The organism is Escherichia sp. 20412-1 (genome assembly GCF_003027595.1).
Lineage (GTDB): Bacteria > Pseudomonadota > Gammaproteobacteria > Enterobacterales > Enterobacteriaceae > Escherichia > Escherichia marmotae.
The window spans coordinates 15,048-31,765 of record NZ_PYQM01000004.1 but is presented as its reverse complement, the minus strand read 5'-3'; the positions used below and the strand labels follow the sequence as shown (position 1 = coordinate 31,765).

Annotated in this window: 21 protein-coding genes; 11 read left to right on the top strand and 10 right to left on the bottom strand. The window is 48.3% G+C overall.

The annotated features are described in order from the left end of the window. The first annotated feature begins 54 nt into the window (after nucleotides 1–54). Nucleotides 55–369: a flagellar hook-basal body complex protein FliE gene (fliE, locus tag C7B16_RS04490; protein ID WP_001274304.1), complete on the top strand. Its 315-nt coding sequence runs from the start codon at nucleotides 55–57 to the stop codon at nucleotides 367–369. Between the two features lie 404 nt (nucleotides 370–773). Here fliE and pliG read toward each other — a convergent pair whose 3' ends face one another. Both pliG and C7B16_RS04480 read right to left on the bottom strand, forming a co-directional pair. Further along, nucleotides 774–1,175, bottom strand: a complete 402-nt coding sequence (gene pliG / locus C7B16_RS04485) for a g-type lysoyme inhibitor PliG (RefSeq protein ID WP_107179407.1) — start codon at nucleotides 1,173–1,175, stop codon at nucleotides 774–776. Nucleotides 1,176–1,368: 193 nt separating this feature from the next. Beyond that, nucleotides 1,369–1,773, bottom strand: a complete 405-nt coding sequence (locus tag C7B16_RS04480; RefSeq protein ID WP_016248821.1) for a DUF1398 domain-containing protein — start codon at nucleotides 1,771–1,773, stop codon at nucleotides 1,369–1,371. 327 nt (nucleotides 1,774–2,100) lie between these two features. On the opposite strand from C7B16_RS04480, the gene zinT reads away from it, so the two are divergent. Continuing rightward, a complete protein-coding gene (gene zinT, locus C7B16_RS04475; protein ID WP_001516569.1) occupies nucleotides 2,101–2,748 on the top strand; it encodes a metal-binding protein ZinT in 648 nt (215 codons plus the stop codon). Between the two features lie 125 nt (nucleotides 2,749–2,873). Here the strand turns inward: zinT and yedF are convergent, their stop codons facing one another. Both yedF and yedE read right to left on the bottom strand, forming a co-directional pair. Further along, a complete protein-coding gene (yedF, locus tag C7B16_RS04470; RefSeq protein WP_000790504.1) occupies nucleotides 2,874–3,107 on the bottom strand; it encodes a sulfurtransferase-like selenium metabolism protein YedF in 234 nt (77 codons plus the stop codon). Then, nucleotides 3,104–4,309 carry a selenium metabolism membrane protein YedE/FdhT gene (yedE, locus tag C7B16_RS04465; protein ID WP_001516568.1) on the bottom strand — a complete coding sequence of 402 codons (1,206 nt, stop codon included), beginning with the start codon at nucleotides 4,307–4,309 and terminating at the stop codon, nucleotides 3,104–3,106. Before yedE ends, yedF begins: the two co-directional genes overlap by 4 nt. A gap of 186 nt (nucleotides 4,310–4,495) precedes the next feature. Between yedE and yedD the strand changes: the two genes are divergently transcribed. After that, a complete protein-coding gene (gene yedD, locus C7B16_RS04455) occupies nucleotides 4,496–4,909 on the top strand; it encodes a lipoprotein YedD (RefSeq protein ID WP_001516567.1) in 414 nt (137 codons plus the stop codon). 33 nt (nucleotides 4,910–4,942) lie between these two features. Here the strand turns inward: yedD and amyA are convergent, their stop codons facing one another. The 4 genes from amyA to fliD all read right to left on the bottom strand — a co-directional run bounded on the left by amyA (nucleotide 4,943) and on the right by fliD (nucleotide 8,713). Then, nucleotides 4,943–6,430, bottom strand: coding sequence for an alpha-amylase (amyA, locus tag C7B16_RS04450; protein ID WP_001516566.1), 1,488 nt, complete (start codon nucleotides 6,428–6,430; stop codon nucleotides 4,943–4,945). A 77-nt stretch (nucleotides 6,431–6,507) separates the two neighbouring features. Next, the gene (gene fliT / locus C7B16_RS04445) at nucleotides 6,508–6,873 is read right to left on the bottom strand and encodes a flagella biosynthesis regulatory protein FliT (RefSeq protein ID WP_001015042.1); all 366 of its coding nucleotides are present in this window, start codon (nucleotides 6,871–6,873) and stop codon (nucleotides 6,508–6,510) included. After that, nucleotides 6,873–7,283, bottom strand: coding sequence for a flagellar export chaperone FliS (gene fliS / locus C7B16_RS04440; RefSeq protein WP_000286599.1), 411 nt, complete (start codon nucleotides 7,281–7,283; stop codon nucleotides 6,873–6,875). The genes fliT and fliS overlap by 1 nt, the downstream gene beginning before the upstream one ends. A gap of 14 nt (nucleotides 7,284–7,297) precedes the next feature. After that, nucleotides 7,298–8,713: a flagellar filament capping protein FliD gene (fliD, locus tag C7B16_RS04435; protein ID WP_107179406.1), complete on the bottom strand. Its 1,416-nt coding sequence runs from the start codon at nucleotides 8,711–8,713 to the stop codon at nucleotides 7,298–7,300. A 245-nt stretch (nucleotides 8,714–8,958) separates the two neighbouring features. Here fliD and C7B16_RS04425 point away from each other — a divergent pair, with 245 nt between their 5' ends. The 8 genes from C7B16_RS04425 (at nucleotide 8,959) to sdiA (ending at nucleotide 16,253) form a co-directional block, all read left to right on the top strand. After that, on the top strand, nucleotides 8,959–10,269 hold the full coding sequence (locus C7B16_RS04425; protein WP_000079767.1) for a FliC/FljB family flagellin: 1,311 nt from the start codon (nucleotides 8,959–8,961) through the stop codon (nucleotides 10,267–10,269). Nucleotides 10,270–10,574: 305 nt separating this feature from the next. Continuing rightward, nucleotides 10,575–11,294 (top strand): RNA polymerase sigma factor FliA, encoded by a 720-nt coding sequence (gene fliA / locus C7B16_RS04420; RefSeq protein ID WP_000839544.1) that lies wholly within the window; start codon nucleotides 10,575–10,577, stop codon nucleotides 11,292–11,294. A 45-nt stretch (nucleotides 11,295–11,339) separates the two neighbouring features. After that, entirely contained in the window at nucleotides 11,340–11,891 is a 552-nt protein-coding gene (gene fliZ, locus C7B16_RS04415) for a flagella biosynthesis regulatory protein FliZ (protein WP_107179457.1), read from the top strand. 87 nt (nucleotides 11,892–11,978) lie between these two features. Continuing rightward, nucleotides 11,979–12,779, top strand: a complete 801-nt coding sequence (gene tcyJ / locus C7B16_RS04410; protein ID WP_000779811.1) for a cystine ABC transporter substrate-binding protein — start codon at nucleotides 11,979–11,981, stop codon at nucleotides 12,777–12,779. Between the two features lie 104 nt (nucleotides 12,780–12,883). Then, the gene (gene dcyD, locus C7B16_RS04405; RefSeq protein WP_107179405.1) at nucleotides 12,884–13,870 is read left to right on the top strand and encodes a D-cysteine desulfhydrase; all 987 of its coding nucleotides are present in this window, start codon (nucleotides 12,884–12,886) and stop codon (nucleotides 13,868–13,870) included. Nucleotides 13,871–13,884: 14 nt separating this feature from the next. Beyond that, entirely contained in the window at nucleotides 13,885–14,553 is a 669-nt protein-coding gene (gene tcyL, locus C7B16_RS04400) for a cystine ABC transporter permease (protein WP_001158227.1), read from the top strand. Further along, nucleotides 14,550–15,302 carry an L-cystine ABC transporter ATP-binding protein TcyN gene (gene tcyN, locus C7B16_RS04395; RefSeq protein WP_001516561.1) on the top strand — a complete coding sequence of 251 codons (753 nt, stop codon included), beginning with the start codon at nucleotides 14,550–14,552 and terminating at the stop codon, nucleotides 15,300–15,302. Before tcyL ends, tcyN begins: the two co-directional genes overlap by 4 nt. A 228-nt stretch (nucleotides 15,303–15,530) precedes the next feature. Next, a complete protein-coding gene (sdiA, locus tag C7B16_RS04390) occupies nucleotides 15,531–16,253 on the top strand; it encodes a transcriptional regulator SdiA (protein ID WP_001154282.1) in 723 nt (240 codons plus the stop codon). 66 nt (nucleotides 16,254–16,319) lie between these two features. Here the strand turns inward: sdiA and yecF are convergent, their stop codons facing one another. Further along, the gene (yecF, locus tag C7B16_RS04385) at nucleotides 16,320–16,544 is read right to left on the bottom strand and encodes a DUF2594 family protein YecF (protein ID WP_000106471.1); all 225 of its coding nucleotides are present in this window, start codon (nucleotides 16,542–16,544) and stop codon (nucleotides 16,320–16,322) included. Beyond that, complete coding sequence (locus tag C7B16_RS24500) at nucleotides 16,531–16,671, bottom strand: hypothetical protein (RefSeq protein ID WP_228929308.1); 141 nt, start codon at nucleotides 16,669–16,671, stop codon at nucleotides 16,531–16,533. Before C7B16_RS24500 ends, yecF begins: the two co-directional genes overlap by 14 nt. Between the last annotated feature and the right edge of the window lie 47 nt (nucleotides 16,672–16,718).

Below are 16,718 nucleotides of genomic sequence, written 5' to 3'. Positions count from 1 at the left end.
ATCTTATTGACTTACTGGTAGGCTCTGCTACCAAGAATTGTCCGGGAGATGAATATGTCAGCGATACAGGGGATTGAAGGGGTTATCAGCCAGTTACAGGCCACGGCGATGAGTGCGCGTGCGCAGGGGACTCTGCCGCAACCGACCATCAGTTTTGCCGGACAGCTTCATGCTGCGCTCGATCGCATTAGCGATACGCAAACCACCGCCCGCACACAGGCAGAAAAATTTACCCTCGGTGAACCCGGCGTAGCGCTAAACGATGTGATGACCGAGATGCAAAAAGCGTCGGTTTCGATGCAAATGGGGATTCAGGTGCGTAATAAGCTGGTGGCGGCGTATCAGGAAGTGATGTCCATGCAGGTGTAGGTTTTGTAACCTGTTGACTATGAGAGTGAAAAGAAGCGCGGCTGTCGGATTGGAGCCGCGGGACAAGGTCCAAAATTATCTAAGAGTTGTTGAATTTCCCAGCTTCTGTTGAAGCATATGCATCTTACTAATAACTAAAAAAGGTTTAAACTAAAAAATTAACCGTATTTTCAGGTAAGTCTTACCGACATATCCTCACCGCATTCAGACGGTTAAAGAAGCCGTATTTAGCGCGTAAACAGGGCGCGGGGGTGTCCCTTATGCCAGCAGATTCAATCGGGTGGGAAGACTCCGGGTCATATTTCATGTGGCAGGAACAGCGTCATAGACAGCCTCTGTCTGTTACTGACAGTTATCCTCAGGTACAGGAAAGCAATGACGGGGATAGCCCCGTCAATTTCTGTTTACTCAATCTGTATGTTGACGCTGTATTTTTTTACTTTGTTTTTACGAGCGTCATTACGGGTTTGAAGCACTCTTAGCTCATATTTACCGGAAGCGGGAAGGATGTACTGACCATTGTCATCAAGCTCGGGAGAATATCTGGAGAGATCAACAGAGTCGCTAATTCCTGGCCCAAAGAGGACAATATCAGCACCCTCATTGGAGATACTGATATGCACCTTCTGGCCTTTTTTGGCATAGAAGTTATATGTGTCGTAATCGTACCCCTTTATCTCTCCTGAGTACTGGGCGCTACTATGCCCCTTTCTGAACTCAACATTAATGTCCTTGCCAGCGGCAGAGGCCGTTGAGGTTAGCAGTGCAAAAAGAAAAATGATTTTACCTATGTCATTGATTTTCATGTATTTTCTCCTCAATCAGGGTAAAACTGTTCACTGTTATAATATAACAATTTTTGGCAGGCATTTTCCATGAACTTCCCGTCTGGGAGCTGCTATGGAGCGTGAGTGGTGTCAGAGAAGAGAAAATCAAGCCAGAGATAATCTGACAGATACCTGTACGGATAACTGTCAGATCTGAAATGAGCTAATACATCTAAATTAAGGGTTTATTGTTCTCAACATCTTCAATATATAAGAGTGTATTATCGATAGAATAGTAACGACGTTTATTATCGTTAACGTCAGTAACCCACCGGAAGACACCCGCATTCGCGAGCGTTATACAATATTCCCGAAAAGTAGATCTTCTGGCAATGTGAGTCCGGGCTGCTTTTATTACTTTCTCAGGGTTCTTAGTGGCACTGACTTTTAATAGATTTCTGCTTCCTCTTATTAACAATACCTTGTCATCGTGTGTAACGATCCTAATGTTATCTGTAGCAAGATAGTAAATGTAATGCGCAATATGATGACGTTTTAACTCTGTGTAAAACCAGGAAAAGTTTAGCTCCGTTCTCACTTGCTCAAACATCTTTTGGAAAATAGCAACCTGATCCATCAGGGGGAATAATCTCTTGTTGGTTGTGAGAGTTTGTAGTTTGCATGATTGGTGCTATTCCTTCAATCAGATCCGATGACTTAATGTTGTCTCTGTACTGCATTCATGATTTCCCGTTATTACTGGCAGCGCAGTAAGACAAAATCATTACAATAAAAGCTTTCAACGGCGCATTTCTTCAACGGTTGTAGTTGGTGATAAAGACGTACTAAATGTAGGGTTATGGTGCGTGTGTTTGGTTAGGTTTTGCTATTCGTTCTTCAGTGTTGTTTTTATTAAATGTTATGTTATAACATTATGTGATGTTGAAGCGGGAGGACAAACTGGATGATGATTGTTAATAAATTGGCTTTTGCTCTGGGGTTACTATTAGCAGGCAACTATGCACTTGCTCATGGGCATCATTCACATGGGGCACCACTGACAGAAATGGAACAAAAAGCAGCAGAGGGTATTTTTGATGATAATAACGTGAAGGATAGATCCCTCGCTGATTGGGAGGGTATTTGGCAATCGGTGTACCCCTTGCTTCAAAGTGGTGATCTTGATCCTGTCTTTAAAATGAAAGCAGAAAAAGAACCGGGTAAATCATTCGCAGATATTAAAGCCTACTATCAGAAGGGATACATAACAGATGTTGACACAATTGGCATCGAAAATGGTGTTATGGAGTTCCATCGAGGGGAGGAGATGACTTCCTGTAAATATAATTACAGTGGGTTTAAAATACTGACATATAAATCAGGGAAGAAAGGTGTGCGTTATCTGTTTGAGTGCCGGGAACCAGCCAGTAAAGCCCCTAAGTTTGTGCAGTTTAGTGATCATATTATTGCCCCTCGTAAATCATCCCATTTTCATATATTTATGGGGAATACGTCACAACAGCAGTTACTTGAAGAAATGGACAACTGGCCAACTTATTATCCTTATCAGTTACAGACGAAAGAAATTGTGGATGAGATGCTTCACCACTAATTCATTCCTGCATGGTCATCAAATATTGAGACTATTTTTCTGATATACCACGGACTTTCTGTACGTCCACAATGGAGAATTCGTAGCAAAGATACTCCCGCTGCCTGAAACAGCGGGAGAAAAGATTACTTCTGAATTAAATAACGAATGGTCGGCCCGTCTTGTTGGATATCCAGTACGGTATAGCCGTGGTTACGTGCGTCCAGTGGAATATTATTAATTGACTGCGGACAGTCGCTGACCACTTCGAGGATCTCGCCTTTTTTTAACTGCGGCATCGCCTCAAGGGTCGCGACCGCCGGATAAGGGCAGGGTTCGCCCACCATATCAAGACGGTAATCAGGAACGATATTTTTCATGCAATCTCCTTAGCAGTTTGCAGCGCCGCGCGGCGGAAGAAGCGTTTCTCCCAGCCGATAATCAACATCAGGGCAGCGAACAACAGTAAATATGTCACCAGCAGGCCGCCCATTGGGCCAAAGGTTTTCAGCAGGTTGATTTTGTCCCAGTCGGTGGCCAGTGCCGGGGCGAAGTCATCCCAGTAATAAGCCAGAATCGTTGAGCCGATAACATTACCCAGCCCAACCCACCAGTAGTGCACCTGGCCTTCCACTGCACGGTACATCCAGCCAGTTTCGCAGCCGCCCGCCAGCACAATACCAAAGCCAAACAGTAACCCGCCAATGACGGCGTTCGGGCCAGCCCACATGATTTTCGGTTCTACACCTAACTGTACGTAACTGAAAATACCGATGGCACTTACCGCCATACCGATAATGATCGCTTTCGCCATATGGGTACGCCCGGTGATCCACATATCGCGGAACGCCGAAGTAAAGCAGATTTGCGCGCGTTCAATCAGTAAGCCAAAGCCGACGCCAAACAGCATTGCCAGCCCCAGCTTCGGTTGATTCATCGCCGTTAACAGCGCCCAGCCCAACATGCCAAAAAAGACCAGCATCCCGAGGCGGAAACGACGCCGTGCCTGATCTGGTTTTTGTGTTAGCGGTGAGGCGGCAGAGACTTTTTGCATTTTTACCGGGATACGGAAGACTGGCAGCAGAGTAAAGCGTGCACCAAACCATGAGCCAATGGCGGTGGCGATGGCAAAGAACCAGGCGTGCAGTGAGAACTGCGGAATGCCAGTGAAAAATGCAGCCAGGTTACAGCCCATCGCCAGACGCGCGCCGAAACCAGCGATAATCCCGCCAATAATAGCCTGCATAATGCGGATACGGCTGCGCGGCATACGTAATTTAACGTTGTTGGCCCACAGAGCCGCGGCAAAACAGCCGCCAAACATACCAAGAATCATCATCCCGTCAATGCGGGTTAATGGCGATCCTTCCAGATGGATAATTTTAAAATAGCCCCACTCTTCGGCATGGACGCCAAACAGTTGCAGGAGCTGACCACCCCAACGGGTAAATTCGCCGGTAACAGCCCAAAAGGTGCCGGTGATGCCAAAATAATAAGTGGAGAGAATACCCGCCGCGATGACCGCAGGGATGGGGGCCCAGAATTTAATCAACCAGGCTTGTTTGAATTGCTGCCATGACATGTATATAGCCTCTGAACTCAGAAGGTTTGAAACAAGAGCCGCGAATAATACACCAGACAAATTCTTTTTCGTGGTAATAATTCACAAAAATAATGGTTAGATCAAATTTCTCTTTGGGCCTGGAAAGGCTGGCAGCATCAAGGCATTAATGCCACAATCCTCTTTTCTTCTCATGCAGGATGAATGATGAAAAAACTCGCAATTGCAGGCGCACTTATGCTGCTGGCTGGCTGTGCCGAAGTTGAAAATTATAACAATGTTGTGAAAACGCCCGCGCCAGACTGGCTGGCGGGCTACTGGCAGACTAAAGGGCCGCAACGTGCTCTGGTCAGCCCGGAAGCGATAGGTAGCCTGATTGTCACTAAAGAGGGTGATACGCTGGATTGCCGTCAGTGGCAGCGGGTGATTGCTTTACCGGGTAAGTTGACGCTGATATCTGATGATCTCACTAACGTTACTGTCAAACGTGAACTGTACGAGATTGAGCGTGACGGTAACACTATTGAATACGATGGCATGACGATGGAACGCGTGGATCGACCAACGGCTGAATGTGCTGCTGTGCTGGAAAAAGCGCCGTTGCCGACGCCACTACCGTAATGAAATATCCCCGGTTTGCCGCCGGGGATGTGTTTAAATCACCTCTTCGATAACCCACACACTGACGCTACCGCCGTTGCAAAAAAAGGTCGCTTCGCCATTTTCATCGGTCACCACGCTCTCTTGCCGATTGCCCAGAAAATCACGCCAGGTTTTATTGCCGTAATTCTCTCCCAGATGAATGGTTTTTTCGCCATCGTCACCGTTTGACATCACCACCACACAGCCTGGATATTCGTCGGTGCCGCTGCGACTAAAGGCAATACAGTTCGGATGATCGAAAAATAACGTCTGTACACCGTGGGCGAAGCGCTGGCGGGCGAGGATTAACTCATCGAGCTGTTCGATTATTGGCATATCTATCGGATAGGTTTGCCCGTCACCGCCGACATCTTCGTAATGAGCACCGTACAGATCAGGGTAGAACACTGAAGGGACGCCATTTTCCCGCAGCAAAATAAGGGCATACGCCAGCGGTTTAAACCACGGTTCTACCGGAGCTTCAAGGGCTTGCAACGGTTGGGTATCGTGGTTGGCGACCAGTGTAACGGCATGGAAAGGATCGGCTTCCACCAGCGTACCGGTGAATATCTGCGTCATATCGTAGTTGCGCCCCATTCGGGATGCTTCATGGAATTTCATTTGCAGCGGCGCATCAAATAGCATGGTTTTGCCTTCTACCTGGGCAATATATGTTTGCAGCTTATCTACTTCACGCGACCAGTATTCCGCCACAATAAATAGCGGTTTTGGCGCGACTTCCTGCACGTGTTCGATCCACTCTTTATAAAACCAGGCTGGAATATGTTTTACTGCGTCGAGACGAAAACCGTCGCACTGCGTTTGCTCCATCACCCAGCGTGCCCAGTATTTAAGCTCTTCCGTGACGGCATGGTTGCGAAAATCGATATTTTCGCCCATCAGATAGTCGAAATTACCTAACTCATCATCAACCTGGTCATTCCAGCCTTCGCCGGTGTAGTCGTTGACGATTTTAAAAATGCCATCTTCGTTTGGATTTTCGATATGGTCGATGCCGCTAAAACATTTGAAGTCCCAGATGAACTGCGAGTATTGACCGGCACGAGCCGGGAAGGTGTAACGGGTCCAGCCTTCGCACTCAATGATTTCATCATCAATTTGCGTGCGATCATCTGCATTGACGCGCTGTACGCGAATGGCTTCTTTTTCGTCAGCCCCCATTTTGTGGTTGACGACCACGTCCAGCAGTACGGCAATGTCATTGCGTTTGAGTGCGTCAATGGCCGCCAGCAACTGTGCTTTATCGCCATATTTGGTGGGGATGCTGCCTTTCTGATCAAACTCGCCTAAATCAAATAAATCATAGGAGTCGTAGCCAACAGAATACCCGCCCGATGCGCCTTTATAGGCGGGCGGCAGCCAGATCATATTGATACCAATATCATTTAAACCGTCGGCGCGCTCGGCCAGTTCAGGCCAGAGCTTGCCGCCTTCCGGGTAATACCAATGAAAACATTGCAACAGCGTGGGGTTACGCATTCTTCGACTCCGCTCAAGGGGAACATTAGAAGCGTAGCCGTAATCGGATTATTCGCGAGCAATCAGCTCTTTAAGCTTCAAAAGAGATTTTCCTGCGGCGCCAGCACGTAGCCACCCTGATCGCCGTAGGTGCTTAACACCGATTTTTGCATTGATGACTGACCGACCAGTTTCGCCAGTTCATCCATCCGAATCTGCAATAACTGTTTTACTTTGTTTTCGTTTTCCAGAACGAGGCGCAGCATAGGTCTGAGTTGCTCCTGGATCATGGCAGAGGGTTCCATTTCTTCCGTTAAGTGTGCAATTTTTTGCACCGCATTGACATATTCCATTTCGCTGGCGATGAGTTCATCCCACCGTCCTTCTGTCGCCAGGCGTAACATGAGCTGGCTTTTTTCGACGAGTTGTTGCCAGGCAAAATACAAGTGCGGTGCATGGTTCATCAGACAGGGTCCTGAATCAATGAAGGGGAGAGTAGAGACTCTTTCCAGGCATCGGCAAGATTGCGCATTAAAGTTTCCACTTCTGCGACTGCGGAGACATCGTTGCGTAAATTAGCTTGCAGCAAACGCCTGATCATATAGCTATAGAGTGCAATCAAATTCTGGGTTAATTCGTCCTGACTTTCTTCGTCAAGACTGAGTCTCAGCCCGTTCTCAATAATGTTGATCGCTTTTGACAAAGAGACGCCTTTGCCTTCCTGATTGTTGTCCTGCATAAACAAGCGCGCTCTTACCAGCGCACTCAACACGCCGTCAAATAGCATGGTGACCAGTTGCTGTTGGCTGGCACTCATTACGGCGCTTTCGACGCCAATTTGTGCGTAGGCCTGGGTGCCTTTTGCGCTGTACATTGTCTCTCCTGAGATTATTTCGAACTGCTATTTGAGGTGTCGAACTGTTGTGTCAGATAGCTGCTGGTGGAGTTCAGCGAGTTCATTAACACATCTAATTGGGTGAACTGGGCTTTATAGCGCGCCATTAATGTATCGATGCGTTCGCTGGCGGCATTGTATTGATCGGTCAAATTGTTCAGCGTTTTGCTGACGCCATCTTTTGCGGCCTGGATTATCCCGGTGGAGGAGAGCCAACTGGTCAGGTTGCTGCTAATGCTGGTGGTTACGCCTGTACTTTTACCGTCACCAATAAACATTTCACCGACGCCAGCAGCATCTTTTTTCAGCGCTGTTTGCAGTTTGTCGGTCGCTATTTCCAGCTTTCCGGTACTGGCATCGCTGGTAATGCCAATTTGTGCCAGCGTTTTATAGTTTGAACTGCTGTGGGTATTGGCGAGCAAGGTTTTAAGCTGAGTCTGGATGGTACGCAGTGTGGAGTCACCGAGTAATGCACCATTGCTGGAATCCTGGTTTTCAGCACCGGCATCGACGGCTGTGTATTTCGTTAAGTTGCTGAAGGTATCCTGTAATGCGTTATAGGCATCCACCCACGCTTTAACCGCATTTTCAGCTTTGGATGTATCTTTACTGATGGTCAGTGTCTGATTACCGGTGGTGACGTCATTCAGGTTGAGGGTGATATCTTCCAGCGCGTCACTGATAGTATTGCTGCTGTTTTCAATCTCAACGTTATTGACCGTCAGTTTGGCGTTCTGCGCGGTGACGCTTTCAACCATGCCATTGCTGCTATCACCCGAAGTTCCGTTGTAACCCATAAAACTTTGCAGGGTGCTGTCACCGCTGACGCTGAGCTTCATGGCGTTGTCGTTACCGGTATCATTGGCGGTGATGGACAAACGATACTCGCCGTTACCCACATTGATGATACTGGCGCTGACACCAGCTTTGGCGTTGTTAATGGCATCGCGAATGCCGGAGAGCGACGAATCAGCCGCACTGATATCAATCGTGACCGGCTCTTTACCGCCGCCTTGCTGGATGGTCAGTACGCTATCGCTGGTGGCGATGGCGGCTTTACTGTCTTTTTGACTATTTTGGGTGGTCAGCGTCTGCGCCTGCGCCAGTTGGCTGACGCTAATGGTGTATTTCCCGGCAATCGCGCTGCCCGTGGTCGTGGCGCTGAAAGCTGATGAGCTGCTGGTGGTTGAGGTGGCGGTAAATAAATCGGCTTTATTCAGTGCTGTATTGGCCGTCTGGAAACTCTCCAGCGCGCTTTTCAGCGTCCCGTAGGCGCTCAGTTTCGCGGTGTAAGAACTTTGCTGTTTCGATATCGGCGTCAGGGTAGATTTTTCTGCCGCCTCCAGACTGTCGAGGATGCTGCTTAAGTCCAGCCCCGACCCAACCCCAAGCGTTGAAATACTCGCCATATAGATTCCTTAATCATGCGACATGTAGAACGAATACCGGGGTTATCGGCGTAAGTGGGGCAAAGTTTACGATTTATTTTTGGGCTTAATGACACGAACAGCAACGAGGAAGGGGAGTATTTCGACCGCTAGAAAAAAATTCTAAAGGTTGTGAGTGACCAGACGATAACAGGGTTGACGGCGACGAAGCCGAAGGGTGGAAGCCCAATACTTAAACCGTAGACTTGAAAACAGGAAAATGAATTATGGCACAAGTCATTAATACCAACAGCCTCTCGCTGATCACTCAAAACAACATCAACAAAAACCAGTCTGCGCTGTCGACTTCTATCGAACGCCTCTCTTCTGGCCTGCGTATTAACAGTGCGAAAGATGACGCTGCCGGTCAGGCGATTGCTAACCGTTTCACCTCTAACATTAAAGGCCTGACTCAGGCTGCGCGTAACGCCAACGACGGTATTTCTCTGGCGCAGACCACAGAAGGTGCGTTGTCTGAAATCAACAACAACTTGCAACGTGTGCGTGAGTTGACCGTTCAGGCGACGACCGGTACTAACTCTGATTCTGACCTGTCATCTATTCAGGACGAAATCAAATCCCGTCTGGATGAGATTGACCGTGTTTCCGGTCAGACCCAGTTCAACGGCGTGAATGTACTGGCAAAAGACGGTTCGATGAAGATTCAGGTTGGCGCGAATGATGGCCAGACTATTAGCATTGATTTACAGAAAATTGACTCTTCTACATTAGGGTTGAATGGTTTCTCCGTTTCTGCTCAATCACTTAACGTTGGTGATTCAATTACTCAAATTACAGGAGCCGCTGGGACAAAACCTGTTGGTGTTGATTTCACTGCTGTTGCGAAAGATCTGACTACTGCGACAGGTAAAACTGTCGATGTTTCCAGCCTGACGTTACACAACACCCTGGATGCGAAAGGGGCTGCCACCGCACAGTTCGTCGTTCAATCCGGTAGTGATTTCTACTCCGCGTCCATTGACCATGCAAGTGGTGAAGTGACGTTGAATAAAGCCGATGTCGAATACAAAGACACCGATAATGGACTAACGACTGCAGCTACTCAGAAAGATCAGCTGATTAAAGTTGCCGCTGACTCTGACGGCGCGGCTGCGGGATATGTAACATTCCAGGGTAAAAACTACGCTACAACGGCTCCAGCGGCGCTTAATGATGACACTACGGCAACAGCCACAGCGAACAAAGTTGTTGTTGAATTATCTACAGCAACTCCGACTGCGCAGTTCTCAGGGGCTTCTTCTGCTGATCCACTGGCACTTTTAGACAAAGCCATTGCACAGGTTGATACTTTCCGCTCCTCCCTCGGTGCCGTTCAAAACCGTCTGGACTCTGCGGTAACCAACCTGAACAACACCACCACCAACCTGTCTGAAGCGCAGTCCCGTATTCAGGACGCCGACTATGCGACCGAAGTGTCTAACATGTCGAAAGCGCAGATCATCCAGCAGGCGGGTAACTCTGTGCTGTCTAAAGCTAACCAGGTGCCGCAGCAGGTTCTGTCTCTGCTGCAGGGCTAATCGTCGTAATATAATGACAACAAACGCCAAATTGCCTGATGCGCTACGCTTATCATGCCTACAAGGTGAATCGCAATTAATTAAATTTGCATATTCGCGTAGGTCGGATAAGGCGTTTACGCCGCATCCGGCAAGATGAGGCGGACTTTGTCAGCTATCTTAACCCCGCTCCAGCGGGGTTATTCTGCTCACTATTTACCGATTACCCCAAATAACCCCTTATTTCACCCATTAATCGTCCGATTAAAAAACCTGCAGAAACGGATAATTATGCCGATTATTTATATAACGCAGGGCTGTTTATCGTGAAATCACTCTATACCGCTGAAGGTGTAATGGATAAACATTCGCTGTGGCAGCGTTATATCCCGCTGGTGCGTCACGAAGCATTGCGCCTGCAGGTTCGACTGCCCGCGAGTGTAGAACTTGACGATCTGCTACAGGCAGGCGGCATTGGATTACTTAATGCTGTTGAACGTTATGATGCCCTGCAAGGAACGGCATTTACAACTTACGCAGTGCAGCGTATCCGTGGTGCTATGCTGGATGAACTTCGCAGCCGTGACTGGGTGCCGCGCAGCGTGCGACGCAATGCACGTGAAGTGGCGCAGGCAATAGGGCAACTGGAGCAGGAACTTGGCCGCAACGCCACAGAAACGGAAGTGGCAGAACGTTTAGGGATTGAAATCGCTGATTACCGGCAAATGTTGCTTGATACTAATAACAGCCAACTTTTCTCTTATGATGAGTGGCGCGAAGAGCACGGTGATAGCATCGAACTGGTTACTGACGATCATCAGCGGGATAACCCGTTACAGCAGTTACTGGACAGTAATTTGCGCCAGCGGGTAATGGAAGCCATCGAAATGTTGCCGGAGCGCGAACAGTTGGTATTAACGCTCTATTACCAGGAAGAGCTTAATCTCAAAGAGATTGGCGCGGTGCTTGAGGTCGGTGAATCGCGGGTTAGTCAGTTACACAGCCAGGCTATTAAACGGTTACGCACCAAACTGGGTAAGTTATAACTCAGGTAAATGCCGCACATTAATTTTGAATACCAGGAGTTCTTAATAATGATGCAGCACCAGAAAAGGCGACCATTAAGCCGCTATCTTAAAGATTTTAAACACAGCCAGACTCATTGCGCATATTGCCGTAAATTACTCGATCGCATTACCCTGGTTCACGATGGCAAAATAGTCAATAAAATCGAGATTTCCCGTCTTGATACGCTGCTTGATGAAAATGGCTGGTATGAGGAACAAAAATCATGGGCAGCGTTATGCCGTTTCTGCGGTGATTTACACTGCAAAACCCAGAGTGATTTTTTTGATATTATCGGCTTTAAGCAGTTTCTTTTTGACCATACTGAAATGAGCCCCGGTACAGTGCGCGAATATGTGGTTCGTCTACGTCGTTTGGGTAATTATTTAAGCGAACACGATATTTCCTCTGACCTGTTGCAGGATGGTTTTCTTGATGAAAACCTCGCACCCTGGCTGCCCACCACCAGCACCAATAATTATCGCATCGCATTACGTAAGTACCAGTGTTACCAGATGCAAACCCGCGGCGACCTTGCGCAGAAATCCCCCAGTCTGTCAGCTACTGATATATATTAAATAAGAATAAGATGTAGCAGAGTTGTTTTTGTGTCTACGAACAATGGCTCTACACTGCAAACCAACATAACAACATTCGGGGTGAATATGAAATTAGTACATCTGGGGCGTCAGGCGTTGATGGGTGTTATGGCCGTGGCGCTGGTTGCGGGTATGAGCGTGAAAAGTTTTGCCAACGAAGGCCTGCTCAATAAAGTAAAAGAGCGTGGCACGTTGCTGGTGGGACTGGAAGGGACTTACCCGCCGTTTAGCTTTCAGGGCGATGACGGTAAATTGACCGGTTTTGAAGTGGAGTTTGCTCAACAACTGGCAAAACATCTGGGCGTTGAAGCCGCATTAAAACCGACCAAGTGGGATGGTATGCTGGCGTCCCTGGATTCTAAGCGCATCGATGTGGTGATTAATCAGGTTACCATCTCAGATGAACGTAAGAAAAAATACGATTTCTCTACCCCTTACACCATTTCCGGTATTCAGGCGCTGGTGAAAAAAGGTAATGAAGGCACAATAAAAACCGCAGACGACCTGAAAGGTAAAAAAGTTGGCGTTGGTTTAGGCACCAACTATGAAGAGTGGCTGCGTCAGAATGTTCAGGGTGTTGATGTGCGCACCTATGATGATGACCCGACCAAATATCAGGATCTGCGCGTAGGTCGTATTGATGCCATCCTGGTTGACCGTCTGGCGGCGCTGGATTTGGTGAAGAAAACCAATGATACGCTGGCAGTAACCGGCGAAGCCTTTTCCCGCCAGGAGTCAGGTGTCGCGCTGCGTAAAGGCAACGAAGATCTGCTGAAAGCAGTCAACGATGCCATCGCAGAAATGCAAAAAGATGGAACCTTGCAAGCTCTTTCCGAAAAATGGTTTGGTGCTGATGTGACCAGGTAATCAGCATAATGACAAAAAAGGGCGCTTTAATCGGCGCCTTTTTTATTTAAGCGTTTTCAGCGTGCATAATAACAATATCACAACAACAGACATCGGAGGCTTTTATGCCACTGCATAATTTAACTCGTTTTCCACGGTTGGAGTTTATCGGCACACCGACACCGCTCGAATATCTGCCACGTTTTTCTGATTATCTCGGTCGGGACATTTTCATCAAACGGGATGACGTCACCCCGTTGGCAATGGGCGGAAATAAGTTACGCAAACTGGAATTTCTCGCAGCAGACGCCTTGCGCGAAGGTGCTGACACACTGATTACAGCCGGAGCGATTCAGTCTAACCATGTGCGCCAGACTGCCGCAGTGGCCGCAAAACTTGGTCTGCATTGCGTGGCGCTGCTGGAAAATCCCATTGGCACTACTGCAGAAAATTATTTAACCAACGGCAACCGCTTGTTGTTAGATCTCTTCAATACCCAGATTGAAATGTGCGACGCGCTGACCGATCCCAATGCCCAACTGGAAGAGCTGGCGACTCGCGTCGAAGCACAAGGCTTTCGCCCATACGTCATTCCGGTTGGCGGTTCCAATGCTTTAGGCGCGTTGGGCTATGTGGAGAGCGCGCTGGAAATCGCGCAACAGTGTGAAGGGGCGGTTAATATTTCTTCGGTGGTGGTGGCGTCGGGCAGTGCCGGAACGCATGCCGGGCTTGCAGTAGGGCTGGAACAACTGATGCCAGAAAGCGAACTGATTGGCGTGACCGTGTCACGTTCCGTTGCTGACCAGTTGCCAAAAGTGGTTAGCCTGCAACAGGCAATCGCGAAAGAGCTGGAACTGACCGCGTCAGCAGAAGTTTTACTCTGGGATGACTACTTTGCCCCTGGCTACGGCGTGCCAAATGACGAAGGCATGGAAGCGGTGAAACTGCTGGCGCGGTTGGAAGGCATTCTGCTTGATCCTGTGTATACCGGAAAAGCGATGGCGGGGCTGATTGATGGCATCAGTCAGAAACGCTTCAAAGACGAAGGGCCGATTCTGTTTATTCATACTGGCGGCGCGCCTGCGCTGTTCGCCTATCATCCTCACGTCTAGCCCCGGAAACGCTCATGCAAGAAAGTATACAACTGGTTATTGATTCTTTGCCGTTCCTGCTAAAAGGGGCTGGGTATACGCTGCAACTCAGCATCGGCGGTATGTTTTTCGGTTTGCTGTTGGGGTTTATTCTCGCGCTGATGCGCCTGTCACCCATATGGCCCGTACGCTGGCTGGCGCGTTTTTACATCTCCATTTTTCGCGGTACGCCGCTCATTGCACAACTGTTTATGATCTACTACGGTCTGCCGCAGTTTGGCATTGAATTAGATCCGGTTCCGTCAGCGATGATTGGACTGTCACTGAACACTGCCGCCTATGCTGCCGAAACGCTGCGGGCAGCGATTTCGTCTATTGATAAAGGTCAGTGGGAGGCGGCTGCCAGTATTGGCATGACGCCGTGGCAAACTATGCGTCGCGCAATTTTGCCGCAGGCGGCGCGGGTGGCACTGCCGCCGCTGTCGAACAGCTTTATCAGCCTGGTGAAAGATACCTCACTGGCCGCGACGATTCAGGTGCCGGAACTGTTTCGTCAGGCGCAGTTGATAACCTCGCGTACTCTGGAAGTGTTCACCATGTATCTGGCGGCTTCGCTCATCTACTGGATTATGGCGACAGTGTTATCGACGCTGCAGAACCATTTTGAGAATCAACTAAATCGCCAGGAGAGAGAGCCAAAATGAGTGCCATTGAAGTTAAAAACCTGGTGAAAAAATTCCACGGTCAGACGGTGCTGCACGGTATCGATCTGGAGGTCAACACCGGCGAAGTGGTGGCAATTATCGGCCCGAGTGGTTCCGGCAAAACCACGTTGCTACGCAGCATAAATTTGCTGGAACAGCCAGAGGCGGGGACCATCACCGTTGGCGATATTACTATTGATACCGCACGTTCGTTAAGTCAGCAAAAATCGCTGATTCGCCAGTTGCGCCAGCACGTCGGGTTTGTGTTCCAGAACTTTAATCTGTTCCCGCATCGTACGGTGCTGGAAAACATTATTGAAGGGCCTGTGATCGTTAAAGGCGAACCGAAAGAAGAGGCCACGACACGCGCCCGCGAACTGCTGGCGAAGGTCGGGCTGACGGGGAAAGAGACCAGCTATCCGCGTCGTTTGTCCGGCGGTCAACAGCAACGTGTGGCGATTGCGCGTGCGCTGGCGATGCGCCCGGAAGTCATTCTGTTTGACGAACCTACCTCGGCGCTGGATCCGGAGCTGGTGGGCGAAGTCCTGAATACCATCCGCCAACTGGCACAGGAAAAGCGCACGATGGTCATTGTGACGCACGAAATGAGCTTTGCTCGTGACGTTGCTGACCGCGCGATCTTTATGGACCAGGGGCGGATAGTCGAGCAGGGGCCAGCAAAAGCGTTATTTGCTGATCCGCAGCAGCCCCGTACCCGCCAGTTCCTTGAGAAGTTTCTGTTGCAATAATAAGAAAAAATCAGCCCCGTCGGCTTTCCAGACGGGGCGAGAACGCGCTCTCAATCTGGTGAATTGCTTAACAAATCAGCATAACTTATTAATAACATAAAAGAATGCTATGTCTTGAAAAAGTAATTCATTGTCTGAATAATATAAATTATATATAAATCTTATTTATGTGATAGTTTGAGTTATCAATATAAATGATACTCACTCTCAGGAGCGTTGCGGTTAACTATGCAGGATACGGATTTTTTCAGTTGGCGTCGCACGATGCTGTTACGTTTTCAGAGAATGGAGGCCGCGGAAGAGGTCTACCATGAAATAGAGCGGCAGGCTCAACAACTCGAGTACGATTTCTATTCATTATGTGTGCGTCACCCGGTGCCATTCACGCGACCGAAAGTGGCCTTCTACACCAATTACCCGAAATCATGGATTAGTTATTATCAGGCAAAAAACTTTCTTGCCATTGATCCGGTGCTTAACCATGAAAACTTCAGTCAGGGGCATTTATTGTGGAATGATGACTTATTTAGCGAAGCGCAGCCGCTATGGGAAGCCGCGCGTGCACATGGTATACGCCGTGGTGTCACTCAGTATTTAATGCTGCCAAACCGGGCGCTGGGTTTTTTGTCCTTTTCCCGTAGTAGTACGCGTGAAATACCTGGCCTTAGTGATGAACTGCAATTAAAAATGCAGTTATTGGTGCGCGAAAGTCTGATGGCGTTGATACGCTTAAATGATGAAATAGTGATGACGCCAGAGATGAATTTCAGCAAGCGGGAAAAAGAAATTCTGAAATGGACCGCGGAAGGAAAAACGTCAGCAGAGATAGCGATGATCTTGTCAATCTCTGAAAATACGGTCAATTTTCATCAGAAAAACATGCAGAAAAAAATCAATGCACCGAATAAGACACAGGTTGCCTGCTACGCTGCTGCAACTGGCTTAATATGACATCAATTACATTCTGCGTGCCAGATGCAAAACCGGCTGAAAGGCGCGCTTTCAGCCGGTTTTATATTACTGACGGTAGGCTTGTTTAATTTGCTTAACCGTTTTGGAAAATATTGCAGCCTGGGTTTCGTCTTCGATCAGCGCAAGCTGTTTTTCCATCTTTAACATCACGCGGCCCGCGTCAGCTTGTCCCATCGCCTGCAGCATCAGCGTCAGCATCGCTTTCAGGCAGGAGACTTCATTTGCCAGATCTTGATTATTCTCGGCAGTAGAAAAATCAGGCGTACTCATTTATTTTCCTCGTCATGTTGCAATAAAAATTTGCGGTGAAAAATGTTAAGGCGGCGGAGTATACCATAAGCTTTGCTAAAAATATTAGTGGTTGTTTTTTGTGCGCTGTATCGTCAACTATATTAATTCAGTCAATATAATGACCAATAAATATTTTTATCATGAATGTTTTTT